This is a genomic window from Rhodanobacter sp. MP7CTX1, from assembly GCF_014205795.1.
Classification (GTDB): domain Bacteria; phylum Pseudomonadota; class Gammaproteobacteria; order Xanthomonadales; family Rhodanobacteraceae; genus Rhodanobacter.
This window is the reverse complement of record NZ_JACHCN010000014.1, coordinates 45436-64245: the sequence shown is the minus strand read 5'-3', so window position 1 is coordinate 64245 and position 18810 is coordinate 45436. Positions and strand designations below refer to the sequence as shown.

The window sequence follows — 18810 nt, the reverse complement described above, 5'->3', positions numbered from 1 at the left end:
TATACAGCAGAAGCTGACTTCGTCTCCTGGTGTAGAGGCTGACCGCGTGTCTTTCCCTACCGGCCTGAAACTTCATGACCGACCCAGCTGAACTTTATGTCCAGCTGACCAGCGCTTTCAGGCAGCGCTCATGGCAGCAGGCAAGGCAACTGGCTGAGCGTCTGTTACCGCTCGCGCCCGGCCACGCCGGGGCGCACTACCTTGCAGGCATGGCCACCCTTGAATTGCAGCAGATGCCGGCGGCATTGGAATATCTGCGCAAGGCAGTCTTACTGGATCCTGCGCGCGTCGAATTCATGGTGCAATTTGCGAAAGCGCTCACGCTCGCCAACAGAAATCGTGATGCAAAGGTCGTTGCTGATCGTGCCGTGACCTTGTCACCGGTCGATCCGGCGATGCTCGACACGTTGGGTGCGATCTATACACAAGTCGGCGACTACGTTGCTGCGGTAACCGCATACCGCCAGGCAGTGACGTTGGCGCCACACCATGCGGCTTATCACTACAACCTCGCCACCGCATTGTTGTCAGCAGGCGAATTAGCAACCTCCGAGGCCGAAATCGAGGCGTGCCTGGCGTTGGATCCGCACTACTGGCGAGCTCATCTCGGCCTGGCGCAGTTGCGCAAGCAGACGCCAGCCAACAATCACGTGGCGCGGTTGCAAGCGCAGTTGTCGCACATCGGTGCGGATGCGGCGGATGCCGCTGCGCTGGTTTGTCTGCATATGGCACTAGCCAAGGAATACGAAGATCTCGCCGACTATCCAAACGCGTTTGAGCATCTCGTACGTGGAAAAACGGCAGGTGCGAACCGCGACTACTCGATCCGACAGGACGAGGCGTTGTTTACGGCCATTGCGGAAACATTCCCGCAGCCGCGCGCCCCGGCGGCAGGCTGCCCGAGTGAAGAACCCATCTTCATCATCGGCATGCCACGCACCGGCACCACCCTGGTGGATCGCATCATCTCCAGCCATCCCGACGTGCATTCCGCGGGAGAGCTGCTGAACTTCGGAATGTCGCTCAAGCATCTTTCGGGCAGCAAGACTTCCGCATTGATCGACGCCGCGACCATCACCGGGGCACGCGAAGTTGACTGGAAGCAATTGGGCGAAATCTATCTTTCCAGCACCCGACCCGGGACCGCTCACAAACCGCGCTTCATCGACAAGCTGCCGCACAACTTTCTGTATGCGGGGTTCATCGCCAACGCGTTTCCGAATGCAAAAATCATCTGCCTGCGGCGCGATCCGATGGATACCTGCCTCAGTAATTTCCGCCAGCTTTTCCCGCCTAAATCACGTCGCTTCGGCTACTCATTCGATCTGCTTGATACGGGTAGATACTTCGTTCTGTTTGATCGCCTTATGGGGCATTGGCGGCGTGTGTTTCCGGGGCGGATCCTGGAGATGCCATACGAAACCCTGGTGAATAGCCAGGAGTCCAGTTCGCGTCAGTTGCTGGAATTCTGTGGCCTGCCCTGGCATGACGGCTGCCTGCGTTTCGAGGAGAACCCGAATCCGGTTGCCACCGCCAGCGTGGTGCAGGTACGTGAGCCCATCTACCGAAGCGCGATGCAGCGCTGGAAGAATTACGAGCCGCAGCTGAGCGGGCTGCGCGAACTGCTGCGCGATGCCGGTATCCAGCTTGATTCGTGAATATCCACAGCCTGTCGGCCCACGCTCAAATCAGCTTCTCGAATTCAAGCTCACTCTTCAGATACGCGTAATAGATGGGCGCCGCGATCATGCCAGGCAAGCCAAATGCCGCTTCCATCACCAACATGGCAACCAGAAGTTCCCAGGCACGCGCGTTGATCTGCATGCCGACGATGCGCGCATTCAGGAAATACTCGAGCTTGTGGATGACGATCAGGAAAGCGAGCGCAGCGACGCCCACACCCAGCGACACCGATAGCGCGGCAATCGTGACGGCGGTATTCGATATCAGGTTGCCCACCACCGGCAGCAGACCGACGATGAAGGTCAGCACCACCAGGGTCTTGGACAACGGCACATGGATGCCCATCAGCGGCAGCACACCGAGCAGGAAGATTGCGGTGAACAGCGTATTGATCAACGAGATCTTGATCTGCGCAAACACGATGTTGCGAAACGCCGCGGCCAGCTGCTTGCAGCGCAAACTCAGTGCCGCGGCCAGCGGCCCCACCTGATGGGCGGCGCGGGTGCTGTCGCTGAGCGCGACAAGCGCGCCCAACACCAGTCCGATGATGATGTGCACGAACACTCGCACGGCGACCTTGCCGGCCAGTTGCAGGGTCAGCGCATGCTTGCGCATCTGGTCGAGCGCAGCCTCGCGCAGGTCGGCGACGCTGTCCGGCAGGTGATCGACCAGCGCTGACGGCAATTGCTGGCGGGCTTTTTCCACCAGCGGCATCAGCTGCTGTTGCCACAGCAATTCGGGGTTGCCTATTTCATTGCGGAAGAAGGTGATCGCGCCGAGGATCAGCGCGATCAGCAAGCCCACCACGATCACACCCAGCGCGGCCACCACTAGCACCCGCGCCCGCCCGCCGGAAATGCGCTGGCCCAGCAGCGGTGCCATCGCATGTACCAGCTCATGCACCAGCAAACCGGCCAGCAACGCCGACACCAGGTGAAAGCCGAGTATCAGCAACAGTGCCACGGCAGCCAGCAGATAACTTGCGTAGCGGATGGCGGGCGAGGATTCGCGCGAAGCGACCAACGGAGAATCCATGCGGGGCGGAACCAGGTGGGTGCGGGCCCTCAGTCTGTCAGCAGCCCGCCGTGGCTGCCAGCCCTGGCACAAAGGGGCTGTCATAAAATCCAGCTATCGTCATCATCTTTGAGCCCAAGGAATCCCGCATGTCTTTTCGCCTGCCCGCGACCCTGGTCGCCTTCGCCCTGCTGGCGAGTTGTGCAACCGCACCTCACCCGTCCGCGCCCCCGGCAAGCGACGGGCAAGTTGCGCCAGCGGCGGCCGTCCCCGCCGCCAATGACAACTTGAATGCGGTGGCCTGGAGCCAGACTGCGATCGAACACGATCTGATCTATCTGCAGACTTACCGCGACGCCGAATCGCAGCTGCTCGGCGCATTGCACGACAGCCATTGGGATGCGTTGGGCAAGGCGGATCGAATTGCTCCGCTCGGGCATCTGAAGCCTGCGGTGATCCTGGATATCGATGAAACCGCACTCGACAACTCGCCCTATCAGGCGCGCCTGGTGAAGAGCGGCGGCGAATTCAACGAGGCTGACTGGGCGGCATGGTGCAAAGAGGGCCAGGCCCGCGCACTGCCGGGTGCGGTCGAGTTCACCCGCTTCGCCGCCAGTCATGGCATCGCGGTGATCTACATTTCCAACCGCGCCAAGGATCTGGACCAGGCCACCGTGGCGAACCTGAGCAAGGCGGGGTTCCCGGTGAGCGGCCCGGAAGCGTTTCTCGGTCTCGGCACGATACTCGAAGGTTGCGATCAGGTCGGTAGCGAGAAGGGCTGTCGTCGCCAGCTGGTCGGCCAGCACTACCGCGTGTTGATGCAGTTCGGTGACCAGCTAGGCGATTTCATCGACGTGAATGCCAACACGCCGGCCGGCCGCCGCGCCGCTGTCGCAGACTATCTACCGTGGATCGGCACGCGCTGGTTTGTGCTGCCGAATCCGACCTACGGTTCGTGGGAGCCGGCGTTGTTCAACAACGACTGGAGCGCTCCCCGCGAGCAGCGGCGCCAACAGAAAATCGATGCGCTGCGCTATCAGTAAACCAAGTGCGCATCAAAATACTTATAAATCAATACGTTATTAAACAAAACAAAGGTATTGCCTTAGATTTAGCGAACAAGTAATATTTGGCTTGCCAACACCTGCTGACCCAAAACTTTGCAGGCAAGGCCATTTCCCTTCCGGCTCTGCCGGATTTCCCCGTGAGGCTCCATGCCCGCGGGGTTTTCTTTTTGTGCCGCCGCATCGCGCACGACTGGCTCTTGTTGTGTGCCACGGCGCCGCTTACCCTGCCCGGCCATGACGCCGCATCGGCGCCTCATCCCGCGATCATTCAAAGCGAGCCCCTGCATGCGCCTGCCAGCTCTTCGCTTCACCTTGCTGCCGCTGCTCGTCGCGCTGGCATTGACGGCCTGCCATGGCAAGGACGACGCGTCCAAGCCAGGCGGCAGCACACCGGAGTCCGCCATGCAGGCTTCAGTCGAGCTGCTCAAGGCGGGTGATTTCAACGGGCTCTGGAAGCACGCGCTGCCACCGGCCGACTACGCCACGATGCGTACTGACTGGAGCCAGCTCCAGCAAAATCCTCAGCCCGTCACCGCCGAGGATCGCGCCAGGTTCAACCAGGCGATGCAGCAGCTCACCGCCCCGGACGCCGAGAACAAGCTATACGCCGAACTTCAGCCGAAGCTGACTGCCGTGGAACAGCAGTACAAGGATCAGTTGCCGGTGTTGATCAGCGTCGGCGCGGCGTTGTTGAAAAACGGCGTCACCCAGAACAAGACCCTGACCGGCGAGCAGAAGACCCAGGCCAATGCCGTGCTCGACGTGCTCACGCCGTGGGCGCAACAGACACCATGGTTTGATCAGGCCAAGGCAAAACAAGCCGTTGGCATCGCCGTGGCGACCGCGCGCAAGCTTGACCTGAAAACCCCCGAGCAACTGCGTACGATGGATTTCGACACCACGATGGCGAAATACTCGCTGGGCTTCGCCGGCGCCAGGCAGCTGCTGGGGATCTACGGCCTGTCGGTGGACGACACGCTCAATTCAATCAAGGTCACGCCGATCGAGCGCACGCCGCTTGAAAGCAGCACCGGCCACGCTCGCGTGAAGATCGACTACATCCTGCTGGGCAAGCCACTGTCGACCGAATCGAAGCTCGTGCAGCAGGATGGCCGCTGGTACAGCGAGGACATGCTGAACAATGTGCGCGAATCGCACCGGCAACTGAGTGAACAACACAATCAGCCAGCCAGCAGCGCCAGCGCTCCGGCAGCGGCCGGCACCACACCTGCTAAAGACTGAACATCCCAGCCATTAGAATAGACGGATGCAGAATATTTCCAGCGCCGACTCCACTCCCCGCCAGCGGGCTCCCTGGTGGTTCAACCTGGCCGGGCAGCTGCTGCAGCCCTGGTTGCGCATTCGCCGCGATCCGGCCGAGCCGGCCGCGCTGCTGCGCGCCGGCGTGCCGGTCTGCTATGTCATCGAGCGCGACGGTTTTTCCGATGCGCTGATCCTGCAGCGGGCCTGTCGCGAGGCCGGCCTGCCCAACCCGATGCAACCACTGGCCGGCACCCGCCGCAAACGCTCGGTGTTTGCGTTGGCGCGCCGCGACGGCTGGGTGTTCGGGCGCAACCGCAAACGCACACCCAACGAGCCGCTGCGACAACTGGTGCGTTCGCTGGAGGGCATGCCGGAACGCGACGTGCAGCTGGTGCCCGTGTCGATCTATGTTGGCCGCGCGCCAAGCCGCGACAGTGGCTGGTTCCGCGTTTTGTTCTCGGAAAACTGGGTGATGGTCGGCCGCTTCCGACGGCTGCTCGCGATGCTCTTGAATGGGCGCGACACCGTGGTGCACTTTTCCGCGCCGGTTTCGTTGCGCAGCGCGCTGGACGAAGCCGGCGATGTTGCGCCCGAGCGCTTCACGCGCAAGATCGCGCGCGTCCTGCGCACCCACTTTCACCGTATTCGCGCGGCCGTCATCGGGCCGGATCTGTCGCACCGACGTACCGTGGTCGATGCCGTATTGAATGCCGAACCGGTGCGCGCCGCGATCGCCGCCAGCGCCGCAAAGGAAAAAATCAGTCACGCCAAGGCATGGCGCAAAGCACACAAGCTGGTGCTGGAAATTGCCGCCGATTATTCGCATCCGGTGGTGCGCTCGGTGTCGTTTCTGCTGGGCAATTTCTGGAACAAGCTGTACGACGGCATCGCCATGCATCACTTCGACAAGGCCCGCGCCGTAGCGCCCGGCTTCGAAGTGGTCTATGTGCCTTGCCATCGCAGCCATGCCGATTACCTGCTGCTCAGTTATCAGCTGCACGTATCCGGCGTCGTGGTGCCGCACATTGCCGCCGGGGTGAACCTCAACCTGCCGGGGATCGGGCCGATCCTTCGCCGCGGCGGCGCGTTCTTCCTGCGCCGCAGCTTCAAGGGCAATGCGCTTTATTCGGTGGTGTTCAACGAGTACGTCGCGCAACTGATCGACCGTGGCGTGCCGATGGAGTACTTCATCGAAGGCGGCCGCTCGCGCACCGGCCGATTGCTGGCGCCGCGCGCCGGCATGCTGGTGATGACGGTGCGCGCGTTCCTGCGTGCGCCACGCCGACCAGTGCTGTTCCAGCCGGTGTACATCGGCTACGAAAAACTGGTGGAGGGCAACTCGTACGCCGGCGAGCTCAGCGGCCAGCCGAAGGAGAAGGAGTCGCTATTCGGCCTGCTGCGCGGACTGATGAAAGTGCTGCGCCAGCGCTACGGTCACGTCGCACTGAACTTCGGCGAGCCCATCGAACTGAACCCGCTGCTGGATGCGGCTTGTGCCGATTGGCGGACGGAGAGCGCCGATCCGGAAGCCAAACCGGAGTGGCTGAACAGCGTCACCGACCGCTTGGCGGAACAGATCCAGATCAACGTCAACCGCGCCGCCGACGTCAATCCGATCAACCTGCTGGCGCTCGCCCTGCTGGCCACGCCCAAGCACGCGATGGCCGAGAGCGATCTGCTGGCGCAACTTTCGCTGAGCAAGGCACTGCTCGAAGAACTGCCGTATTCCGACCGTGTCACGCTGACCCCGATGAACCCGGCGGCGATCATCGCCTATGGCGAGCAGATGGGCTGGGTCCAGCGCGTGCAGCATCCACTGGGCGACGTATTGACCACCAGCGGCGAACAGGCTGTACTGCTCAGCTACTTCCGCAACAACGTGCTGCATCTCACCGCAACTGCCGCGTGGGTAGCCTGCTGCTTCCTCAACAACCGACGCATGTCGCGCGCCTCGGTGCTGCGGCTCGGTCGCATCATCTATCCGTTTATCCAGGGCGAGTTGTTCTTGCCATGGGATGTCGAAGGCTTCTGTGCAGAGTTGCAGGCGACCATCGATTTCTTCGTACGCCGCGGCTTGCTCGAATCCACCGGCGAGGGCCGTGTGCTCGAACGCGGCGCAGGCCAGGAGGACAGCGCGTTCCAGCTCAAAGTGATCGCGCGCAGCCTGATCCAGGCATTCGAGCGCTACTACATCACTATCGCCGCGCTGGCCAAGAACGGTCCGCACATGCTGACTGGCGCCGAACTCGAAAACGCCTGCACGCTGACCGCGCAACGACTGAGCCTACTCAACGAACTGTCCGCACCGGAATTCTTCGACAAGGCACTGTTCCGCGGCTTCATCCAGAAGCTGCGCGAGCGCCGCGTGGTGTGGACCGACGAGGCCGGCAAGCTCGACTACGACAGCGCACTGGAAGGCATGGTTAACGACGCGCGACTGATCCTTTCGCGCGAGGTTCGTCATTCGATCCTCAAGATCACTCCCGGCGGCAATGAGAAAGAGATGGCCGTTGGCGAGGCGCCGGAAGTTGAAGCAGACATAAAGTCAGAACCGACCACCGGCCAGTTATTCGGCAACGTACCGGCCGATGCCTCCAGCGCGGATCTCCACCAGCGACATGTGGAGACCGAACATCAGACGCATGCGCATGTCGCCGTGACGCCTGCTGACGACGACGCATCGCCACGCGATTAAACAGGCCAAAGGATGCACGCCCCAAGACGGCGGCGTGCGCCACACCACCATCCGCGAATGGACGGCCATGCCGAATGTCACGGTGACGATGGTTGGTAAGCATGCCTAAGATGGGGCTTACCCAGCCGGAAGACCCTCCATGACCAAAAGCCGCGCACTCGCCTTTGCTGCCATCGTCCTGTCGCTGCCAGCCGCCGCGCTGGCTGCCGATGCACCGGCCGATCACGATGTCAGCGTGTTGCATTGCGCGCGCCTGGTTGATCCGGTAGCCGGCAAGTTGCTGGGCGCAACGACGGTGATCGTGGCGGACGGACGTATCAAGGAGCTGCGCAGCGGCACCGTCGACGGCAAGCCTTACGAGGATGCCGCACACCAGGCCGGCGCCAGCTATCGGCAGATCGAACTCGCCGACGCCACCTGCATGCCTGGCCTGATCGACTCGCACGCCCACCTGACCGTGCAGTTCAGCAAGACCACCTACAGCGACCAGTTCCGCCTCAATCCCGCCGACTACGCGATCCTGGGCACGCTGTATGCGCGACGTACCCTGCTGGCCGGCTTCACCACGGTGCGCAATCTCGGTGACTCCCACAACGAGTCCATCGCGCTACGCAACGCGATCAACGCCGGCACCGTGCCCGGGCCGCGCATCTTCAGTGCCGGCCAGTTCGTCGGCACCACCGGTGGTCACGCCGACCAGACCGATGGTTATCGCTGGGATCTGCAGGGCGATCCCGGTCCCAAGGACGGCATCATCAACTCGCCCGACGACGCATGGAAGGCCGTACGCCAGCACTACAAGGATGGCGCCGACATGATCAAGATCATGCCCTCCGGCGGTGTGCTCGACGAAAGCGCCAGCGCCGACAACTCGCAGATGACGCTGGAGGAGATCAAGGCTGTCGTCGCCGCCGCGCATGACTACGGTTTCACCGTGGCCGCGCACGCGCACGGCGCCGAGGCGATCCGCCGCGCGGTACTGGGCGGCGTCGATTCGATCGAGCACGGCACCTTCATGAACGACGAAGACATAAAGCTGATGAAGGAACACGGCACGTGGTATGTGCCGACCATCATCGCCGGCAAGTTCGCCGAAGAAAAAGCGAAGGAAGGCTGGTATCCGCCGCAGGTCACTGCCAAGGCGTTGCAGGTCGGGCCGATCATCCAGGCCACCGCAGGCAAGGCATACAAGGCCGGCGTGAAGATCGCATTCGGCACCGACGCGGGTGTCTACCCGCACGGCGAGAACGCGAAAGAGTTCGAATACATGGTGCAGGCCGGCATGCCGCCGATGTTCGTTCTGCAGGCCGCCACCACGCATGCCGCCGAACTGCTGCACAAGCAGAACGACCTCGGACAGATCGCTGTGGGCCGCCAGGCCGACGTTATCGCGGTGCCGGGCAATCCGCTGAACGACATCACCGCGATGCAGCGGGTCAGCTTTGTGATGAAGGGTGGTGTGGTCTACAAGGAAGACGGCAAGCCGACGCTGTAAGCGGGCGCCATCCCCTGTGGGCGCATGTAGGGTGAAGCTGCTCTTGTGGGAGCGACTTCAGTCGCGATGCTCTGGCTTTGCTGTTTTGCAATGCAGAGCGTTTCTCCCTCCGCAGGAGGACGAAACGCTCTTGAGCCCTGAAGCACCCAAGCCAAACAGCAAAGCCAAACCAGAGCATCGCGACTGAAGTCGCTCCCACAAGAGCAGCAAGGCGCTGGGCCCGGGCATTGGCCGGGGTGACGGGGAATTGTCGGTCCCGGAACCGCCGACCCGACCCTATCCCACCACGTGGCCCTGCCCTCGATCCGCTACCATGTACCCCATGAACGAGCAGCCCAAAACCACCCATTTCGGTTTCCGCGACGTTCCCGTCGGGGACAAGCAGAAACTTGTCGGCCAGGTGTTCACCTCGGTCGCGCGCAGCTATGACCTGATGAACGATCTGATGTCGTTCGGCGTGCATCGGTTGTGGAAGCGCCATTTCGTCGCCGTTAGCGGAGTGCGCCGCGGTGACCGCGTGCTGGATCTGGCTGGTGGCACCGGCGACATCGCTGCGTTGCTGAAGCCCGTCGTCGGTGACGAGGGCGAGGTCGTCGTGGGCGACATCAACGCGGCCATGCTCGGCGTTGGCCGCGACCGCATGACCGATCGTGGCCTGGTCAGTGGCCTGCGCTGGGCTCAGCTCAATGCCGAGGTGTTGCCGTTTCCCGACAATTCGTTCGATGCGGTGACGATGGCATTCGGCTTGCGCAACGTCACCGACAAGGACAAGGCGCTGGCCGACATTTGCCGCGTACTCAAGCCCGGTGGCCGCGCGCTGGTGCTGGAATTTTCCAAGGTGCAGAGCGAACTGTTCGGCAAGCTTTACGATTTCCATTCGTTCAAGGTATTGCCGAAGCTCGGCCAGCTGTTCGCCGGCGACGCCGACAGCTATCAATACCTGGCCGAGTCGATTCGCAAGCATCCGGATCAGGAAACCCTCAAGGGCATGATGGAACGCGCCGGCTTCGGTCGTGTCGAGGTGCGCAACCTGAGTGGAGGTATCGTAGCAATCCATCGAGCGTATAAGCTCTGAAACGGCGGCTCATCCAGGGGGATGTCTCATGAAGCACTTGCCGATTGTTCTTTTAGCGCTGCTGTTCGCTGCGCCTGCTATCGCCGCCACTGCGGATGTTCACTACACCGTGCTGCATGGCGCCGAGGCCCAGAAAGCGCTCCATCAATGCTCTCGTCCCAACGTTGCTGGCGTAACAGGGCTTTGGGAACCGCGTAAGGAAGCCGTCCAGCAATTGGAAGGCGACCTGCCTCATCTCGCTCAGCTCGCCTCGGAAAAAAAACATGGGATCAGTGAGTCCATCGGCGATCCAAAGATTTCCCGTCGGCAGTACATCGGAGTCGTGATCGGCGGTCAGCACTACATTTACATCAACGCCTGGGCCGCTGATGCATTCACCCAGGGAGAAGATGCGGAGTGGCAGCTAAAGGCTGCTGTCGTATGCGACGGCGGCCCAAGTAACTGGGGCGCCCTGTACGACCCTCTGAGCGGTCAATTTTCTGACCTTCAGGGAAACGGCGCGGCCTAGAGCTGCTGCCAAAATGAAACGCTACCGCCCATTCGCTGCCGCCGCCGCGCTGCTCGGCTGGCTCGCGATCGTGCTGCAGCTCCTGCTGTCGATCCAGCTGACGGTCGAGAGTGGAAAGGGTGTGTGGGTCGGGATATGGACGTACCTCGGCTACTTCACGATTACGACGAATGTGCTGGTGGCACTGGCGCTGATTGCCGCGGCAAGCGGACCACGCGGAGCGATCAGCCGCTTCTTCGGGCGGCCGGATGTGCATACCGCGATCGCGATGAGCATCGTGATCGTCAGCGCCATCTACAACCTGCTGCTGCGCCAGCTATGGCATCCGCAGGGCTGGCAGCTCGCCGCCGATGTGACCCTGCACGATGTGATGCCAGTGCTGTTTCTATTGTACTGGTGGATTGCGGTGCCGAAGGCGACGCTGCGCTGGCAGCAGGTTGTCTACTGGCAGATGTATCCGGCAGCATATTTCGCGTACGTGCTGGTACGTGGTGCCGTGAACGGTTGGTACCCCTACCCGTTCCTCGACGTCACCACGCTCGGTTATCTGCGCGTATTGATCGATGCCTGCGCGGTGCTGCTGGTCTTCATCGCGATCGCGCTGCTGCTGGTTGCCCTGGCGCGCTGGCAGGTGCGCCATTCAACGAAGGCCTCGGCGCTGCCAGCGCAGCCCTGACGATGACGGAGCCAGCGCTTCAATCCACTGGCGCGCGCAGATCCTCCAGCAACGTACCGACCTGCTTCGCTTCGTCTTCGTGGGTCGGGTCACGCCAGCTCTCGAGCAGCGCCTCGGCATACCAGCGGCGCAGGCCCGGCAGGTCACGCAGGCGCTGCGCGTAGGCCGTCGCCGCATCGCCCAGCGTCAGGTCATATGTCTGGATCCGAAAGGCCACCGGTGCGAAGAACGCATCGACGGCCCCGAACGCTTTGCCCGCGAGGAATGGACCGCCGAAGCGCGTCAGCCCTTCACTCCATAGTTCGTCGATGCGCGCGATGTCGGCGCGCAACGATGGTGGCAAGTCCTCGGACAACCGGATGCGCAGGCCGCAAATCATCGGGCAATGTGAGCGCAGCGGGCCGAAGCCGGAATGCATTTCGGCCGCGGCACACCGAGCCCAGGCACGCGCCTTTGCATCGGACGGCCATACGCCCGGATGCCGCTCGGCCAGATATTCGGCAATCGCCAACGAATCCCATACGACCATATCGCCGTCACGCAGGCATGGCACCCTGCCGTTCGGCGAGAACGCGCGGAATGCCTTCCAGTTCAAACCCGGGCCGGACGCGAATGACACCAGCCGTTCGTGGAACGGGATGTCGAGCTCGCTCAGCAGCAGCCACGGCCGCAGCGACCAGGACGAGTAACTCTTGTTCGCGATATGCAGCTCGTACATGCCGCTTTCCCCTGTTGTATGGGTCAGTTCTGTTTGCACGCATCGGATGTTACCGGTACGACCAGCACAGGTCGCCGCCGCGTGTTCGCAAGCACCACGCCAGCAACGGTGATGACGCCACCGACGATAGTCAACGCCGTCAGCCGCTCACCCAGCCAGACCCAACCGATCAGCACCGCGATCGGTGGCGAGAAATAGATGAAACTGGAAACCTGTGAGGCCGAGGCGCGCCGAAGCGCGGCGTTCCACGCAAGATAGCCGATGAAGCTCGGTGCGATGCCAAGCCACAGCAGCGCGACGATGTGCGACCACGGCGCATCGACCAGCGCCTGCGTCAAACCTGGTGCCCCAAAAGGCAGCGTGCCCAGCGTGCCGGCGAAGAACGTAAACGCGGTGACACCGATCATGCTGTTGCGCGCGAATAACGGCTTCTGCCCCACGAAATAGATCGCCGAGGCAATCACGCTGAGCAGCACCAGCGCGGCCATCGGCTCGAACTTCACCTGCTTGCCGCTGGCCAGCACCACCATCACCACGCCGACCAGCGCCACCCCGAGTCCGACCATCGTGCGTGCGGACAGGCGTTCGTGCACCCAGATCGCCGACACCGCGGCCGTAGCCGCGGGAACCAGCGAAATCAGGATCGCCGCAGTGCCGCTGGAGATGCGTGTTTCCGCATAATTGAGACACAGGTGGTACACCGTCAGCCCGATCACGCCGAGCAGCGCGAGCTGCGGCCAATCTCGCAGCGCCGGCAAGGGCACACGCTTGACCAGCAGCAATACGGCAAAACACAACGAACCGATCGCCAGCCGTGCGAACGCCACCTCGCCAGGGGTAAACGAAGCCATGGCATAGGCAATCGCGGCATACGCCGACGACCAGGTGAGCAAGGCGATGCCGATGTAACTGAGTGCACGCCCGTCGAGGCGTTGGTTGGCATCCATGGGGGCGGGTTCCAGTGGGAAAGATGTGCGCATCCTAAGCTGTGGCGATGCACGCCGGAATAATGGATCGGCGTACAGTACCGATGTTTCGCCATTGAACGAATCGACAATCGAGCCTATGACCTTGGAATCGAAACCGGAACTGGACGCGAAGGACTGGCAGCTGCTCGAAGCACTGCAGCAAGACGCGAGGCAAGGCTACGCCGAACTCGGCCGCAAGGTGCGGCTGTCCGCGCCGGCGGTCGCCGAGCGGGTGAAGCAGCTGGAAGAGGCCGGCGTCATCACCGGCTATCGCGCTCTGATCAATCCGAAGCGCCTTGGCTACACGATCGACGCGATGGTGCGCGTGCGCTGCGACGGCGGGGTCTGCGCACGCGTGGGCACGCTGGTGGCGGACATCCCCGAGGTACTCGAGTGTCGGCGCCTGGCCGGTGAGGACTCAGCGCTGCTGCACGTGGTGGCGATCTCGATCACACATCTGGAAACCGTGCTCGACCGCCTGCTGAAGATTCACGCCAGCATCAGCACGACCACGTTGATCGTACTGCAGACGCCGCACGCGAACCGGCCGCTGACCCGCGCCATGTGGACCGCCGGGCAGGTCATGTCAAGCGATTGACGCCCGTCTCCGCAGCAGCCCCAGCAGCCTACATGGGTGCCCTGCTTTGGACGCCTGATTTAGACGTCTAAATTTTTGGACCAGTACTTTTGTCACGGTCGCCGTTGCGAGCAGGCACGCATACTCGGAGCTCGTTCGATGAGATGGGGTTCCCATGCGCTTCCTGATTTCCCTGCTGCTGGCCGGCGCATTCGCGCTCGCCCCACTGGCTGCCAGCCATGCCGATGAGGCGCCCGCGCCCGCAAAGGCTGACAAAAACCACCACAGCGATGCTCATGAAACCGGCGACGACGCCACGCCCCCCGCCACTGAAGCTGCCACGCGCACGCAGCACAGCGTCAGCATCGGCGGCCGGACGATCAAGTACACGGCCACCGCCGGCACGCTGATCATCCGCAACGACAAAGGTGAACCGCAGGCCAGCGTGTTCTATGTAGCCTATACGCTGGACGGCACCAAAGCTGACAAGCGGCCGGTGACATTCCTGTACAACGGCGGCCCCGGCTCCTCCAGCATGTGGCTGCACATGGGCTCGTTCGCGCCCGTGCGGATCGAGACGACCAGCCCCGAAGCCACCGCGCCGGCGCCGTACAACTTGGTACCGAACAGCGACAGCCTGCTCGACAAAACCGACCTGGTCTTCATCGACGCCGTCGGCACCGGTTACTCGCGTCCGGTGGGCAAGGCCACCGGCAAGGATTTCTGGGGCGTGGACCAGGACATCTCCGCGTTTTCCCGCGCGATCCAGCGCTATGTGAGCGTCAACCAGCGCTGGAACTCGCCAAAGTTCCTGTATGGCGAAAGCTACGGCACCACCCGTTCGGCAGCCCTGGTCGATGCGCTGCAGGAAAAGGGCATGGCGTTCAACGGCGTGATCCTGATGTCGTCGATCCTCAACTACGGCATCCGCATCCCGGGCTATGACGAGCTCTACATCGGCTATCTGCCTACCTATGCCGCCGCCGCGTGGTACCACAACAGGATTGCGAACAAGCCGGCCGACCTGAAGGGTTTCCTCGCCCAGGTGCGCGCCTGGGCCGCTGGCCCGTATGCCGCCGCACTGGCGCAGGGACAGAATCTACCGGCCGCTGAAGCCGATACCGTGGCGAACCAGCTCGCTGCCTACACCGGATTGTCGGTGCAGTACATCAAAGAGGCGAACCTGCGGGTTGAACCCGGCCGCTTCCGCAAGGAGCTGCTGCGCGACCAGCGCCTTACCCTGGGCCGCTACGACAGCCGCTTCACCGGCACCGATCCCGATGCCGCCGGCGAGACCCCCGACTACGACGCGTCCGACGCCGGCATCAGCGGCGCGTTCGTCAGCGCCTTCCACGACTACGTCGACAAGCAGCTCAACTACCACACCGACCTGGACTATCGGCCGACGTTCGGCGACATCAACAAGGACTGGGACTGGAAGCACAAAGCTGCCGACCAGATGCGCCCACTGCCGCTGGCCTACGTGGCTGGTGACCTGGGCCACGCGATGCGCACCAACCCCAACCTCAAGGTGCTGTCGGTCAACGGCTACTACGATTTCGCCACGCCGTTCTCGATTACCGAGTTCGACCTGGCGCACATGAATCTGGACCCGTCGCTGAGCGGCAACCTGCAGTTTCTGTACTACCCCTCGGGGCACATGATCTATCTCAATACCGATGCGTTGAAGCAGCTCAAGGCTGACGTGTCGCACTTCTACGACCACGCTGCTCTACAGCGTTGATGCGGAGCCACTGACCATGCGCAAGTTTCTCATCGCCCCGCTCGCCCTCGCCTTGGTACTGACCCTCGGTGGCATCGTGCATGCCGACGACGACACCCCCAAGGATGCCGCCAAGGCGCAGTCTGACAAGGACAGCAAGAAAGACGCGCTGCCGATTCCACCCGAACGCAGCGTCGTCACCAAACACAGCGTGAGCATCAATGGCCACTCGATCAGCTACAAGGCCACCGCCGGCACGCTGCTGATCAAGAACGACAAAGACAAGCCCACCGTCAGCTTCTTCTATGTTGCGTACACGGTCGACGACGGCAAATCGGGCAAGCGCCCGGTGACCTTCATGTACAACGGCGGACCGGGTTCCTCGACCATGTGGCTGCACATGGGTTCGTTCGGTCCGGTACGCGTGGCCAATCAGGGCGACCAGCCGATTCCGCCACCGCCTTATCAAACCGTGCCGAATGAGAACAGCCTGCTCGACAAGTCGGACCTGGTATTCATCGACGCGCCTGGCACCGGCTACTCGCAGCTGACCGGCACCGCCGAGGGCAAGGATTTCTACGGCGTGGATCAGGACGCCGAAGCCTATGCGAAATTCATCACCCGCTACGTCACCGACAACCATCGCTGGAACTCGCCGAAATTCCTGTTCGGCGAGAGCTACGGCACGACGCGTTCGGCAGTGCTGGTGAAGGACCTGCAGGAGCAGGGCATGGAGTTCAACGGCGTCGTTCTGATGTCCTCGATTCTCGACTTCAATGTGTGGGCGACGACCGGTGTCGACCATGCCTTCGTGGTCAACCTGCCGAGCGAAGCGGCGATCGCCTGGTATCACAACAAGGTACCGAACAAGCCCGCCGATATCGCGAGCTTTCTCGCCGGAGCGCGCCATTTCGCCGATACCGATTACACGCTCGCCCTCGCCAAGGGCGACGCGATCGAGCCGGCCGAGGCCGACCGCATCGCCAACCAGCTGAGCCAGTACATCGGCCTGTCGCCGACCTACATCAAGGAAGCCAACCTGCGCATTGACCCCAGTCGTTTCCGCAAGGAATTGCTGCGCGACCAGCACCGCACCGTTGGCCGTCTGGACGGCCGTTTCCAGGGCATCGATCCTGACGCCGCCGGTGAGACGCCCGAGGGTGATGCGGCCAGTGACGCCGCCACCGGCGCTTACCTTGCTGCGTTCAATCAATACGCCGCCACGGAGCTGAAGTTCACCCAGGAAAGCCCCTATCTGCCCAATAACTACGGTGTGATCAACCGTGGCTGGGACTGGAAACGCAAGCAGGAGCATGGCTTCATGCAGGCGCCCTACGTCGGCAGCGACCTGTCGGCGGCGATGCGTCGCAATCCGCACCTGAAGGTGTTCTCGGCCAACGGCTATTTCGACCTGGCCACGCCGTTCTATGCCACCGAGTTCGACCTCGGCCATCTTGGGCTGGATCCCAGCATCCACAAGAACATCGAGTTCGGCTTCTATCCGTCCGGCCACATGATCTATTTCGACGTGAACGCGTTGAAACAGGTGAAGGCGGATCTGTCACGCTTCTATGATGAGGCAACGCCACACTCCTAGTCGCCAACCAGACAGCCGATCGATCCGATGACCGACAAGCCCACTGACAAGCCGTCGGTCTGCGCCGACGACGCGCCGCTCAACCCCGAACGCCGTCGCCTGCTCGGCGGCATCGCCCTGGCGGGCGCGGCGCTGACCTTTGGCGGCTGTCGGGCCGGCAACGGTCCGGCGGCGGCGATCGGCGCGCATGAACTTCCAGCTGAGGCACTCGATGCGCTGCTGCGCCAGCACATCCAGCAAGTGGTGGTGCTGTACGCCGAGAACCGCAGTTTCAACAATTTGTTCGCCCACTTCCCGGGTCTCGCGCAGCCGCTGAAGGATCTGGCCTCGCCGGAGTATCGGCAGCGCGATCGCGACGGCACGCTGCTCACCACCTTGCCGCCGATCTGGGGCGGTCTGGCGCCACAGGCGCAGACTGTCGATCACCGCCAGTACCAGATCGACGAGCAGGCGATCACCGGCCTGCCGAACCAGCCGTTCGCGCTGCACACGCCCGATGGCGCACCGCTGCCGCACGGCGTGGTCACACGCGACCTGGTGCACCGCTTCTACGAGAACCAGCTGCAGATCAATGGCGGCCGCAACGACGGCTTCGTTGCCTGGGGAAATACCGGCGCGATGGTGATGGGCCATTACGCCGACACTGCGGTCAACCTGCGGCTGTGGCAGCTGGCCCGTCAGTACACCCTGTGCGACAACTTCTTCATGGGCGCCTTCGGCGGCTCGTTCCTCAACCATCAATATCTGGTCGCCGCGCAACCGCCGTTTTATCCGCATGCGGATCAGGGACCGGGGAAATTCCAGATCGCCGTCGTGCAAGGCGATGACCCCACCGGCATTCACCCCAGGCTAGCCGACGACTCGCCGGCCAGTGCCATGCAGGGTCGCTCAAAGTTCGCTTCGCCCGATGTCCTGACGCCCGACTTCTGGGCGGTGAACACCATCGGTCCGGCCTATGCGCCGGCCTTCACCCACGACGCGAAGAATCCGCAACTCGCTGACGCGGCCAGTCCGACCACGTTGCCGCCACAGGAGCACCTGACCATCGGCGATGCAATGTCGGAAGCCGGCATCGACTGGGCCTGGTATGCCGGCGGCTGGCAGCTGGCGCTGGACGGCCATGGCGACAACGACAGCCACACGTTCCCAGCCAGCCCCGCGTTTCAGATCCATCATCAGCCGTTCAATTACTTCCGCCAGTTCGCGCCTGGCACGCCAGCACGACAACAGCATCTGCGCGATGCAGGCATCGGCGAACTGGCCAGCGGCAATCATTTCATCGCCGCGATCGAAGCCGGCACGCTGCCGGCGGTGTCGTTCTACAAACCACAGGGCGATCTGAACATGCATGCCGGCTACTCCGATGTGGAAGCGGGCGACCGCCATCTCGCGCGCATCGTCGACGCGCTGCAGAAAAGTCCGCAGTGGCCGCACATGCTGGTGGTGATCACGGTGGACGAGAACGGTGGCTGGTGGGATCACGTGGCGCCGCCGAAGGGCGATCGCTGGGGACCGGGTTCGCGCGTTCCGGCGCTGATCGTGTCGCCATTTGCGAAGAAGGGCTTCGTGGATCACACCATCTACGACACCGGCTCGATCCTGCGCTTCATCACGCGCCGTTTCGGATTGCGCGAGCTGCCCGGCCTGCGCGTGCGCGACGATGCCATGATGGCCGCTGGCGGACCGCCGCCCGGGGACCTCACGGCAGCCCTGCAATTCGGCGCCAGTTGATCGTCGCCGGCCAACCATTG

General features: G+C 62.7%; 15 protein-coding genes. 12 read left to right on the top strand and 3 right to left on the bottom strand.

Annotation, left to right across the window (positions count from 1 at the left end; translation table 11 throughout):
- Positions 1 to 74: 74 nt before the first annotated feature.
- Complete coding sequence (locus HDE77_RS15860) at positions 75 to 1658, top strand: sulfotransferase (protein WP_184418876.1); 1584 nt, start codon at positions 75 to 77, stop codon at positions 1656 to 1658.
- Positions 1659 to 1683: 25 nt separating this feature from the next.
- On the opposite strand, the gene HDE77_RS15855 is transcribed toward HDE77_RS15860, so the two are convergent.
- Positions 1684 to 2718, bottom strand: coding sequence for an AI-2E family transporter (locus HDE77_RS15855; protein WP_184418874.1), 1035 nt, complete (start codon positions 2716 to 2718; stop codon positions 1684 to 1686).
- A gap of 128 nt (positions 2719 to 2846) precedes the next feature.
- On the opposite strand from HDE77_RS15855, the gene HDE77_RS15850 reads away from it, so the two are divergent.
- The 7 genes from HDE77_RS15850 (at position 2847) to HDE77_RS15820 (ending at position 11476) form a co-directional block, all read left to right on the top strand.
- Positions 2847 to 3740: an HAD family acid phosphatase gene (locus HDE77_RS15850; protein WP_184418872.1), complete on the top strand. Its 894-nt coding sequence runs from the start codon at positions 2847 to 2849 to the stop codon at positions 3738 to 3740.
- Positions 3741 to 4049: 309 nt separating this feature from the next.
- On the top strand, positions 4050 to 5006 hold the full coding sequence (locus HDE77_RS15845; RefSeq protein ID WP_184418870.1) for a hypothetical protein: 957 nt from the start codon (positions 4050 to 4052) through the stop codon (positions 5004 to 5006).
- Positions 5007 to 5031: 25 nt separating this feature from the next.
- Entirely contained in the window at positions 5032 to 7722 is a 2691-nt protein-coding gene (gene plsB / locus HDE77_RS15840) for a glycerol-3-phosphate 1-O-acyltransferase PlsB (protein ID WP_184418868.1), read from the top strand.
- Positions 7723 to 7861: 139 nt separating this feature from the next.
- Positions 7862 to 9217: an amidohydrolase family protein gene (locus tag HDE77_RS15835; RefSeq protein ID WP_184418866.1), complete on the top strand. Its 1356-nt coding sequence runs from the start codon at positions 7862 to 7864 to the stop codon at positions 9215 to 9217.
- Positions 9218 to 9539: 322 nt separating this feature from the next.
- Positions 9540 to 10292 (top strand): bifunctional demethylmenaquinone methyltransferase/2-methoxy-6-polyprenyl-1,4-benzoquinol methylase UbiE, encoded by a 753-nt coding sequence (ubiE, locus tag HDE77_RS15830; protein ID WP_184418864.1) that lies wholly within the window; start codon positions 9540 to 9542, stop codon positions 10290 to 10292.
- 28 nt (positions 10293 to 10320) lie between these two features.
- Positions 10321 to 10800 carry a hypothetical protein gene (locus HDE77_RS15825; RefSeq protein WP_184418862.1) on the top strand — a complete coding sequence of 160 codons (480 nt, stop codon included), beginning with the start codon at positions 10321 to 10323 and terminating at the stop codon, positions 10798 to 10800.
- A 13-nt stretch (positions 10801 to 10813) separates the two neighbouring features.
- Positions 10814 to 11476 carry a Pr6Pr family membrane protein gene (locus HDE77_RS15820; RefSeq protein WP_184418860.1) on the top strand — a complete coding sequence of 221 codons (663 nt, stop codon included), beginning with the start codon at positions 10814 to 10816 and terminating at the stop codon, positions 11474 to 11476.
- 19 nt (positions 11477 to 11495) lie between these two features.
- On the opposite strand, the gene HDE77_RS15815 is transcribed toward HDE77_RS15820, so the two are convergent.
- A complete protein-coding gene (locus HDE77_RS15815; protein ID WP_184418858.1) occupies positions 11496 to 12194 on the bottom strand; it encodes a glutathione S-transferase family protein in 699 nt (232 codons plus the stop codon).
- Positions 12195 to 12217: 23 nt separating this feature from the next.
- Positions 12218 to 13141, bottom strand: coding sequence for a DMT family transporter (locus tag HDE77_RS15810; protein WP_184418856.1), 924 nt, complete (start codon positions 13139 to 13141; stop codon positions 12218 to 12220).
- A 124-nt stretch (positions 13142 to 13265) separates the two neighbouring features.
- Here HDE77_RS15810 and HDE77_RS15805 point away from each other — a divergent pair, with 124 nt between their 5' ends.
- The 4 genes from HDE77_RS15805 (at position 13266) to acpA (ending at position 18790) form a co-directional block, all read left to right on the top strand.
- Positions 13266 to 13760 carry an Lrp/AsnC family transcriptional regulator gene (locus HDE77_RS15805; protein ID WP_184418940.1) on the top strand — a complete coding sequence of 165 codons (495 nt, stop codon included), beginning with the start codon at positions 13266 to 13268 and terminating at the stop codon, positions 13758 to 13760.
- 154 nt (positions 13761 to 13914) lie between these two features.
- On the top strand, positions 13915 to 15483 hold the full coding sequence (locus tag HDE77_RS15800) for a peptidase S10 (protein ID WP_184418855.1): 1569 nt from the start codon (positions 13915 to 13917) through the stop codon (positions 15481 to 15483).
- Between the two features lie 16 nt (positions 15484 to 15499).
- Complete coding sequence (locus HDE77_RS15795; RefSeq protein ID WP_184418853.1) at positions 15500 to 17059, top strand: peptidase S10; 1560 nt, start codon at positions 15500 to 15502, stop codon at positions 17057 to 17059.
- A gap of 27 nt (positions 17060 to 17086) precedes the next feature.
- On the top strand, positions 17087 to 18790 hold the full coding sequence (acpA, locus tag HDE77_RS15790) for an acid phosphatase (RefSeq protein ID WP_184418851.1): 1704 nt from the start codon (positions 17087 to 17089) through the stop codon (positions 18788 to 18790).
- Positions 18791 to 18810 lie beyond the last annotated feature (20 nt).

What these genes read in the sequence shown, in the direction of transcription:
- plsB (WP_184418868.1), top strand. Translation starts at nt 5,032, where the DNA reads ATGCAGAATATTTCCAGCGCCGACTCCACTCCCCGCCAGCGGGCTCCC.
- HDE77_RS15820 (WP_184418860.1), top strand. Translation starts at nt 10,814, where the DNA reads ATGAAACGCTACCGCCCATTCGCTGCCGCCGCCGCGCTGCTCGGCTGG.
- HDE77_RS15795 (WP_184418853.1), top strand. Translation starts at nt 15,500, where the DNA reads ATGCGCAAGTTTCTCATCGCCCCGCTCGCCCTCGCCTTGGTACTGACC.
- HDE77_RS15815 (WP_184418858.1), bottom strand. Translation starts at nt 12,194, where the DNA reads ATGTACGAGCTGCATATCGCGAACAAGAGTTACTCGTCCTGGTCGCTG.
- HDE77_RS15825 (WP_184418862.1), top strand. Translation starts at nt 10,321, where the DNA reads ATGAAGCACTTGCCGATTGTTCTTTTAGCGCTGCTGTTCGCTGCGCCT.
- HDE77_RS15855 (WP_184418874.1), bottom strand. Translation starts at nt 2,718, where the DNA reads ATGGATTCTCCGTTGGTCGCTTCGCGCGAATCCTCGCCCGCCATCCGC.
- HDE77_RS15800 (WP_184418855.1), top strand. Translation starts at nt 13,915, where the DNA reads ATGCGCTTCCTGATTTCCCTGCTGCTGGCCGGCGCATTCGCGCTCGCC.
- HDE77_RS15850 (WP_184418872.1), top strand. Translation starts at nt 2,847, where the DNA reads ATGTCTTTTCGCCTGCCCGCGACCCTGGTCGCCTTCGCCCTGCTGGCG.
- HDE77_RS15860 (WP_184418876.1), top strand. Translation starts at nt 75, where the DNA reads ATGACCGACCCAGCTGAACTTTATGTCCAGCTGACCAGCGCTTTCAGG.
- acpA (WP_184418851.1), top strand. Translation starts at nt 17,087, where the DNA reads ATGACCGACAAGCCCACTGACAAGCCGTCGGTCTGCGCCGACGACGCG.
- HDE77_RS15845 (WP_184418870.1), top strand. Translation starts at nt 4,050, where the DNA reads ATGCGCCTGCCAGCTCTTCGCTTCACCTTGCTGCCGCTGCTCGTCGCG.
- HDE77_RS15810 (WP_184418856.1), bottom strand. Translation starts at nt 13,141, where the DNA reads ATGGATGCCAACCAACGCCTCGACGGGCGTGCACTCAGTTACATCGGC.
- ubiE (WP_184418864.1), top strand. Translation starts at nt 9,540, where the DNA reads ATGAACGAGCAGCCCAAAACCACCCATTTCGGTTTCCGCGACGTTCCC.
- HDE77_RS15835 (WP_184418866.1), top strand. Translation starts at nt 7,862, where the DNA reads ATGACCAAAAGCCGCGCACTCGCCTTTGCTGCCATCGTCCTGTCGCTG.